The organism is Micrococcus sp. (assembly GCF_030523875.1).
GTDB lineage: Bacteria > Actinomycetota > Actinomycetes > Actinomycetales > Micrococcaceae > Micrococcus.
The window spans coordinates 1-8,483 of record NZ_JAUNHR010000087.1 but is presented as its reverse complement, the minus strand read 5'-3'; the positions used below and the strand labels follow the sequence as shown (position 1 = coordinate 8,483).

Genomic DNA, 8,483 nt, shown 5'->3' with positions numbered 1-8,483 from the left:
TGGAGGCCTTGGCGGTCGTGGCCTTGTTCGCCGCGGTGGTCCGCTTCGCGGCCGTCCCGGTGGACTCCTCGGCCGCGGCGGAGCGCCGTGCGGATCGCGACGCGGTGGCCTTCCGGCCGTCCTTCTCGCCGTTGGTCGTCGACGTGGTCACTCGTGGCCTTTCCCTCGGGTCCACGCCCGGACGGCGCGGAGCACTGCACTGCAACTAGGTGTGACCCTGTCAAGTCCGCACACGGCCACGGCTCACGCCGAGGCCCCGAGCGGATGCCAGGGTCTCTCGTGCTCACAACGCCGCGCCCGCGGGGTCTATTCCAGGCGGTCGAGGTTTCCGCGCATCCGCCGGAGCGGTCCGCATCGAGCCCCGCCATCCTCCCACGCGCCCCGCCTCAGGGCCGCCAGCATCGCCGCGGGTCCGCCGCCCAGTCGCACACCACGCCGGCCCCGATCAGACGGTCGAGCACCCGCCCCAGGCCGTCCGGCGCGGCGAGGGCGGCGGCGGCCTCGAGGTGGGCGCCGGCGGCAGAGCCCTCCCCACGCGCCCACGCGATCCAGGACGCGAGCGTGAGCGCCTGCGCCGCATGCCCGGCGGGGGCACGGACGGCCAGCTCCCGCAGCCGTGTCCAGAGGGCGTCCAGCCGCCGCCAGTCCGGTGCCTGGGCGGCCCGCCCGGTCAGGACGGCGGCCCGGCGGATCGGGTCGTCCGGCACGGCGCCCGGGCGGGACGCCGCATGGAGCAGCAGCGCGTCGCGCCAGCAGGCCCGCACCAGGGGGCCGCCCCGCCGCGCGTCCGTCGACACGTCCGCCCAGGCCGGGATCGCCCCGGGCGAGAGGGCCCGCTCCCAGTCGGTGAGCCACGCCTCGAGGGCGGCGGGGTCGGCGGGCCCGAGGGCAGGGGTGTGCCGCTCCCACTCCTCCGCCGGGCCGGATGGTCGGTGTGCGGGCACGCGGGTGTGGTCGGCCCGCAGCCCCCAGACGGACCCGCGGCCGATCAGGTGCAGGGACAGCGCCGAGGCGCCCGGGTCCACCGCGACGGCGGCGGGGCGGTCCGGACGCGGCCCACCCTCGTCGTGGGACGTCCCCTCCCCCGGCCACGGGTGGGCCAGTCCCCCACGCACGGTCCACCCCTCCCGCAGGGGGCGGCCCCGGGCGGCGAGGGCGAGGGCCAGCGGGGCGTGCCAGCCCGGCGCGGCGGTCCGCCCGGGCAGTCGGGGGCGGTCGTGGACGACCTCGAGGGCCACGGCGGCGTCCGCGGCCCGGTCCCGGGCCAGCACGTCGGCCACCGCCTCGGCCCAGCGCTCCGGGTCCCCGCCCCCGCCCGCCGCCACGGAGGGCGGGTCGACGCGCACCACGGCCCCCAGCACGGTGCCGTGGAGGGCCACCAGGACCAGCGAGCCCGGGCGCAGCGCTCCGAGGACGTGGCCGGCGTAGCCGAGCAGGTCGTCCACCCCTCGGGCACGCAGGACCGGCGGGGCCATGGCGTCCGCGGGCGCGTCGGGCCCCGGTTCGGCGGGGTCGACGCCCGTCTCGTGCGGCGGGAGGGAGGAGGCGGGTCCGGTGAGATGGTCCATGCACCTAGCCTGGGCCCGCACCGCCCCGGTGCGCCGCTCAGCCCTCGCGGTCGGTGGACGGGGCGGGCCCGTCGTCGTCCTGTGCAGGAGGCGTGGGCCCGGTCACCGGCGGCCGCGGCTGGACGGACTCGTCCCGGCGGGCCAGGTACTCCTCCACCGCGGAGGCGATCTCGTCCCCGTCCGGCAGGCCCTCGGCCGACTCCAGCAGGGAGCGCTCCTGCTCCTCCGCGTTCTGGTCGTGGTTCTTCTCCAGGCCGGTGATCATCTGCTGGATCTCCGGGGAGGCCGCCACCTGGCGCTCGATCTCCGCCTCGACCTCGCGGGCCGCGTCGCGCAGCTCGTCCGTGGGCATCATCAGGCCCATCGCGGCCCCCACGTACTCCAGCGCCGCCACCGCGCCGGGCGGGTACGCGGCCTCGGCCACGTAGTGGGGCACGTGGACGGTGTACCCGGCCGTGGCCAGGCCCGCCTCCCCCGCGCGCAGCTCCAGCATCTGCAGCGCCCCCGCCACGACGTCGGCCTCGGGGCTCCACGTGGACAGGCCCTCGAGGGCGTCCGTGCGCGTGCCGTGCGTGGTCACCCCCACCCGACGGGTGTGCGGGACCGGCAGCGGCGCGGCGTCCACGAACGTGACGGTGTCCACGCCCCACTCGCGGGCGAGGCCGACGACGGCCGCCGTGAACCGCTCCCACTGCAGGTCCGGCTCCGGTCCGGCCAGCAGGAGGAAGGGCCGGCCCAGGAGGTCCTCGACGAGGTCCACCGACAGGGTGGGCAGGCGCAGGTCCGTGTAGCGGTCGTGCGCGAACCGCACCCGCGGGCGCCGGGCCCGGTAGTCGTGCATCTGGTCGAGGTCGAAGGACGCCACGGTCCGGTGGGTCAGGTGCTCGCGCAGGGCGGAGCGCAGCTGGCGGCCGACGTGGCCGGCGTCGAGGTGGCCCGTGAGCGTGACCAGCAGGCCGAGGCCCGCGGGCACGGCGGCATCGCCGTCGGCGCGGGAGTAGAGCTGCGTGGGATCCAGCACGAGTGCCGCCTTCCGGTGGTCTTGTCCCCCCGGCGGAGGCCGGCGGGCCGGCCGGCGGCACGACCTCTCGGCCGAGGCGCCGCCGCGCCGTCCCGGAGCACAACCGAGCGGACCGGGCCCGCTATTCCGCGCCGCTGCGCCCTGCCGCCCGCGGGACCGGCCTGGCTAGGATGACGCCGACTGCGCCCGCCCGCCCCGAGCGGCCGCGCGCCACCCCAGACCCCTCGTGGAAGGACCCCCGTGATCTCCAAGGACCGCCCCTCGCTCACCGCCCGAGCCCTCGAGGAGGTCTCCGCCTCGGCGGTCGTCGTCGGCGTCGGCGCCGGGTCCGAGGGCCCCGTGCTGCTGACCGACGCCCTCCCCGCGGACGCCGCCTCCGCCCTCGAGGACTCCTTCGACCTGCTGGGCGTGCGCGCCCGGCCGGACGAGGTCCACCGCCTGCCCGGCCTCGCGGGCTCGCGCTGGCCCCTGCTCGTGCTCGTGGGCGTGGGCGACCTCGACGACGACGGCGCCCCGGGTCTGGAGCCCCTGCGCCGCGCCGCCGGCGCCGCCGTGCGCTCCCTGGCCGGGACCGAGGCCGTCGCCCTCGCGCTGCCGGCCGACACGCCCGAGCGCCTCGCCGCCGTCGCCGAGGGGGCCGCGATGGGCGCCTACACGTTCACCGCGCTGAAGTCCGCGGCCGCCCGCGAGGCCGCCGCGTCGTCCGCTCCCGTCGCGCGCATTGAGGTGGTCACCCCCCTCGGGGCGGACGCCGCGGCCGAGGCCCTGGCGCGCGCCGCCGTCGTCGGCGACGCCGTGTGCGCCGTGCGCGACCTCGTGAACACCGCCCCGTCCCACCTCTACCCCGCCTCCTTCGCGGACACGGTGCGCGAGGAGCTGGACGGCTCCGAGGTCAGCGTGAAGGTCTGGGACGAGGAGGCGCTCGCGGCCGAGGGCTTCGGCGGCATCCTCGCGATCGGCCAGGGCTCCTCCCGCCCGCCGCGCCTGGTGCGGATCGAGCACGCCCCGGCCGACGCGCGCGCCCACATCGCGCTCGTGGGCAAGGGCATCACCTTCGACACCGGCGGCATCTCCCTCAAGCCCGCCGCCTCGATGATGACCATGAAGTCAGACATGGCCGGAGCCGCCACGGTGTTCGGCGTGGTCCGCGCCGCGGCCGAGCTCGGGATCCCCGTCAAGGTCACCGGCTGGCTCGCCCTGGCGGAGAACATGCCCTCGCACACCGCGATCCGCCCCTCCGACGTCGTGACCATGTACGGCGGCAAGACCGTCGAGGTCATGAACACCGACGCCGAGGGCCGCGTGGTCATGGCCGACGCCCTCGTGGCCGCCACGGACGAGCGCCCCGACGCCGTCCTGGACATCGCCACGCTCACCGGCGCGCAGCTGGTGGCCCTCGGCGTGCGGCACACGGGCGTGATGGGCGACGAGGCCCTGCGCGACGAGGTCGTGGCCGCCGCCGACGCCGCCGGCGAGCTGGCGTGGCCCATGCCGATCCCGGAGCAGCTGCGCTCCTCCCTCGACTCCCGTGTGGCGGACATCTCCAACATGGGCGAGCGGTTCGGCGGGATGATGACCGCGGCAGCGTTCCTGCGCGAGTTCGTCGACGCCGGCCGCGGCGCGGACGAGCGGGCGGAGACGCCGACCCCGTGGGCGCACATCGACATCGCCGGCCCCTCGTTCAACGAGTCCTCCCCCTACGGCTACACCCCCCGCGACGCGACCGGCGTGATGGTGCGCACCCTGATGGGCCTCATCGCCGGACGTGCCGGGTAAGGTGGCCTGAAGACGCCGCTGACCGGCGCGGCCCGGCCGATCCCGGGCCGGCGTCGGTGCGGTGGCCAACGCCAACGACTCCCTCCCACCCGACACCAAGGAGCATCACCGTGGCCGATTCGGCAACCGCTCAGGAATTCGACGTCCTCGTCCTCGGCGGTGGCTCCGCCGGGTACGCCGCCGCGCTGCGCGCCGTGCAGTACGGCATGACCGTGGGCCTCATCGAGAAGGCCAAGCTCGGCGGCACCTGCCTCCACTGGGGCTGCATCCCCACCAAGGCCTACCTCCACGCCGCCGAGGTCGCGGACGAGACCCGCCACTCCCAGAAGTTCGGCGTGAACGCCACCCTGGACTCCGTGGACATGGCCAAGGTCCGCGAGTACAAGGACGGCATCGTCGCCGGCAAGCACAAGGGCCTGACCGGTCTCATGAAGATGAAGAAGGTCCAGGTCATCGAGGGCGAGGGCAAGCTCGTCTCCAAGAACGAGATCGAGGTCGACGGCACCCGCTACAAGGCCGAGAACATCGTCCTGGCCTCCGGCTCCGTGTCCAAGACCATGGGCCTGCCGATCTCGAAGAAGATCATGACCTCCACCGAAGCGCTCGAGCTGGACTACACCCCCAAGTCCGCCATCGTGCTCGGCGGCGGCGTGATCGGCTCCGAGTTCGCGTCCCTGTGGAACTCCTTCGGGGTCGAGGTGACCATCATCGAAGGCCTCAAGAACCTCGTGGCGAACGAGGACCCGGCGATCATCAAGGTCGTGGAGCGCGAGTTCAAGAAGAAGGGCATCAAGTCCAACCTGGGCACCTTCTTCGAGAAGGTCGAGGAGACCGACTCGGGCGTCAAGGTCACCCTCGCCGACGGCAAGGAGTTCGAGGCGGAGATCTGCCTGGTCGCCGTCGGGCGCGGCCCGAACACCGAGGGCCTGGGCTACGAGGAGCAGGGCATCACCCTGGACCGCGGCTTCGTCATCACCGACGAGCGCCTGCACACCGGCGTGGGCAACATCTACGCCGTCGGCGACATCGTGCCCGGCCTGCAGCTGGCCCACCGCGGCTATCAGCAGGGCATCTTCGTGGCCGAGGAGATCGCCGGCAACAACCCGATGGTCGTCGAGGACGTCAACATCCCGAAGGTCACCTTCACCGACCCGGAGATCATGTCCGTGGGCTACTCCCAGCCCAAGGCCGAGGAGAAGTTCGGCAAGGACAACGTCGAGGTCGCCGAGTACAACCTGGCTGGCAACGGCAAGTCCTCCATCCTCGGCACCGGCGGCATCATCAAGATGGTCCGGCAGAAGAACGGCCCCATCGTGGGCGTGCACGGCGTGGGCAAGCGCATCTCCGAGCAGATCGGCGAAGCCCAGCTGATCGTGAACTGGGAGGCCTACCCGGAGGACGTGGCGCAGTTCGTCCACGCCCACCCCACGCAGAACGAGTCGCTCGGCGAGGCCGCGATGGCCCTGTTCGGCCACCCCCTGCACGGCTGACCCCACCGAATCATCCCGGGTCCGCGCGTGGGACCCACACCCGACCCCGGCGAGCGCCCACGGCGCCGCCACCCGTGAGGAGCAACAGGACATGTCTGAGAAAGTCACCCTGCCCGCCCTCGGTGAGTCCGTCACCGAAGGCACCGTGACCCGCTGGCTCAAGGCCGTCGGCGACGAGGTCGCCGTCGACGAGCCCCTGCTCGAGGTCTCGACCGACAAGGTCGACACCGAGATCCCCTCCCCCGTGGCCGGCGTGCTGCAGGAGATCCTCGCCGAGGAGGACGAGACCGTCGAGGTCGGCGCCGTCCTGGCCCGCGTGGGCTCCGGCTCCGGCGGCTCCGCGCCGGCCGCCGCCTCCGGCGACGAGGAGCCCTCCGCCGAGGAGATCGAGGACGAGGCCACCGAGGCCCCGACCGGCGAGCAGACCGAGGAGGCCGCCGAGGACGCCGGCGCGGCCCCGGCCGACGACGCCCCCGAGACCAGCCCCTCCGAGGAGGCCTCGAAGGCCGAGTCCGCCCCGGAGCAGGAGGAGTCCGCCGAGCAGGTGTCCGCCGCCCCCACGGCCACCGAGCCGGGCCAGGGCTACGTGACCCCGCTGGTGCGCCGCCTGGCCAAGCAGCACGGCGTGGACCTGTCCACGGTGCGCGGCACGGGCGTGGGCGGCCGCATCCGCAAGCAGGACGTGCTGGCCGCCTCGCTGGCCTCCCAGGCCTCCTCGGCGGACGCCGGCTCCTCGGAGCAGGCCCCGGCCGCGTCCTCCGACGCGGGCCAGGAGAAGGCCGCCCCGGCCGCCTCCGCGCCCCGCGGCGAGACCGAGAAGGCCCCGCGGATCCGCCAGGTCATCGCCCAGCGGATGCGCGAGTCCCTGGACCTGTCCACCCAGCTGACCCAGGTGCACGAGGTCGACATGACCCGCATCGTGCAGCTGCGGTCCAAGGCCAAGGGCTCCTTCCAGGAGAAGAACGGCGTCAAGCTCACCTACCTGCCGTTCATCACGCAGGCGGTGACCGAGGCGCTCAAGCAGCACCCGAAGCTGAACGCCTCCTTCTCCGAGGACAACAAGGAGATCACCTACCACGCCTCGGAGGACATCGCGATCGCGGTGGACACCGACCGCGGCCTGCTGGTGCCGGTGATCAAGGACGCCGGGACTCTCAACCTCGCCGGGATCGCCCAGAAGATCGCCGACGTCGCCGAGCGCACCCGCACCAACAAGATCGGCGCAGACGAGCTGTCCGGCGGCACGTTCTCCATCACGAACATCGGCTCCGTGGGCGCCCTGTTCGACACGCCGATCATCAACCAGCCGCAGGTGGCCATCCTGGGCACCGGCGCGATCGTGAAGCGTCCCATGGTGGTGGCCGACGCCGACGGCAACGACACCATCGCCATCCGGCACATGATGTACCTGTCGCTGACGTACGACCACCGCCTCGTCGACGGCGCCGACGCCGGCCGCTTCCTCCAGTCGCTGAAGCAGCGCCTCGAGGGCGGCGAGTTCGCGGCCGAGCTCGGCCTCTGACGGGAGGAGCGCCCATGGAGATCCTCTACAGCGTCCTGGTGGCGGTGCACATCATCGCCGCCGCCGCGATCGTGGGCGGCTGGTTCGCCCACTTCAGGAACCCGACCGTGACCGGCTCGCAGTGGTGGGGCTCGGTGGCGATGATCGTCTCCGGTGCCGCCCTCTTCGGCTGGGCCATGACCGGCGAGCCGGACCACATGAAGCTGGGGATCAAGTTCCTCATCGGCGTCATCGTGTTCGTCGCCGCCCTCCTGGGCCGCCGCAGGTCCAACCGCGGCGAGCTGGTGCCCACGGGCCTGGCCCACGCCGTCGGCGGCCTCGGCCTGGTGAACATCCTGATCGCCACGCTCTGGAACTGAGCCGCTGACCGCCGCCCGAGGGGCGGCCCCCACGCCGTGCCCACGGCGTCCCTCGGTCCACGCCGCCTGCGTGCGGCCGTCCCGGCGCTCAGCGCGGGTCGACCGCGTGGACGAGCCACCCCGTCCCCTGCCGCACCAGCGTCAGCAGCACGTCCTCCTCCGATCCGGGCACCTCGTCCACCACGGCGCCCGTCTCGTCCAGGACGGTGTGCGGACTCATGGTCAGGCGCGCGGGCACGGTCAGCCGCCCGGAGACGGCGTCGACGGCGTCCCCCTCGGCGCTCAGCCTCACCACGAGCCCGGAGAAGGCGTAGCCGCCCGCGGCGAGCTCCTCCTGGATGGCCCGGTCCCGCTCCCAGGCCGGGCCGCCCGCGGCCGCGTAGCCGGTGAGGCGGTCGGGGCGCGGGTCGGCGAGGGCGGCGGTGCGCCCCTCGGCCAGGTCGTCGAGGAGGTCCTGGAGCGCCTCTCCTGCGGGTGCCTCCCCCGTGGCGGAGGCCGACAACCCCGAGGACGTCGCCGGCACGGACGTCGCGGAGGCAGGACCGGCCGACGCCGTCGGGGTGGGGGCTGTCGAGCCCGGGGCGGGCGACGCCGCGACCGCCGGAGGCTCCTGAGCCGGCTCCTCCCGGGTCAGCACCGCCGCCCCGGAGGCCAGGCCGACGACGACGACCCCGGCCAGCGCCACGCCCGCGGCCCGTCGCGCACGTCCACCGCCCGGCGCCGGCCCGGCCGCCGCGCGGCCGTCCC

The 8,483-nt window shown here is 74.5% G+C and carries 5 protein-coding genes and 2 pseudogenes; 4 read left to right on the top strand and 3 right to left on the bottom strand.

What is annotated here, in order from left to right; all coding sequences use genetic code 11:
* Positions 1-386: 386 nt before the first annotated feature.
* Together Q4D18_RS10025 and Q4D18_RS10020 are read right to left on the bottom strand one after the other, a co-directional pair.
* Positions 387-1,568, bottom strand: a complete 1,182-nt coding sequence (locus tag Q4D18_RS10025) for a DUF4192 family protein (RefSeq protein WP_303127937.1) — start codon at positions 1,566-1,568, stop codon at positions 387-389.
* 37 nt (positions 1,569-1,605) lie between these two features.
* Positions 1,606-2,589, bottom strand: coding sequence for a PAC2 family protein (locus Q4D18_RS10020; protein WP_303127934.1), 984 nt, complete (start codon positions 2,587-2,589; stop codon positions 1,606-1,608).
* A 240-nt stretch (positions 2,590-2,829) separates the two neighbouring features.
* Here Q4D18_RS10020 and Q4D18_RS10015 point away from each other — a divergent pair, with 240 nt between their 5' ends.
* The 4 genes and pseudogenes from Q4D18_RS10015 (at position 2,830) to Q4D18_RS10000 (ending at position 7,736) form a co-directional block, all read left to right on the top strand.
* Complete coding sequence (locus tag Q4D18_RS10015; protein WP_303127931.1) at positions 2,830-4,365, top strand: leucyl aminopeptidase; 1,536 nt, start codon at positions 2,830-2,832, stop codon at positions 4,363-4,365.
* A 110-nt stretch (positions 4,366-4,475) separates the two neighbouring features.
* Entirely contained in the window at positions 4,476-5,855 is a 1,380-nt protein-coding gene (lpdA, locus tag Q4D18_RS10010) for a dihydrolipoyl dehydrogenase (protein ID WP_303127930.1), read from the top strand.
* A 43-nt stretch (positions 5,856-5,898) separates the two neighbouring features.
* Positions 5,899-7,377 (top strand): annotated as a pseudogene (gene sucB, locus Q4D18_RS10005) (2-oxoglutarate dehydrogenase, E2 component, dihydrolipoamide succinyltransferase); the annotation flags it as partial.
* Positions 7,378-7,391: 14 nt separating this feature from the next.
* Positions 7,392-7,736 carry a hypothetical protein gene (locus Q4D18_RS10000; RefSeq protein ID WP_303127928.1) on the top strand — a complete coding sequence of 115 codons (345 nt, stop codon included), beginning with the start codon at positions 7,392-7,394 and terminating at the stop codon, positions 7,734-7,736.
* Positions 7,737-7,824: 88 nt separating this feature from the next.
* On the opposite strand, the pseudogene Q4D18_RS09995 reads toward Q4D18_RS10000, so the two are convergent.
* Positions 7,825-8,483 (bottom strand): annotated as a pseudogene (locus Q4D18_RS09995) (hypothetical protein); the annotation flags it as partial.

Excerpts from the sequence above, each read along its gene's own strand:
- Q4D18_RS10025 (WP_303127937.1), bottom strand. The coding sequence starts at position 1,568 with ATGGACCATCTCACCGGACCCGCCTCCTCCCTCCCGCCGCACGAGACG.
- Q4D18_RS10000 (WP_303127928.1), top strand. The coding sequence starts at position 7,392 with ATGGAGATCCTCTACAGCGTCCTGGTGGCGGTGCACATCATCGCCGCC.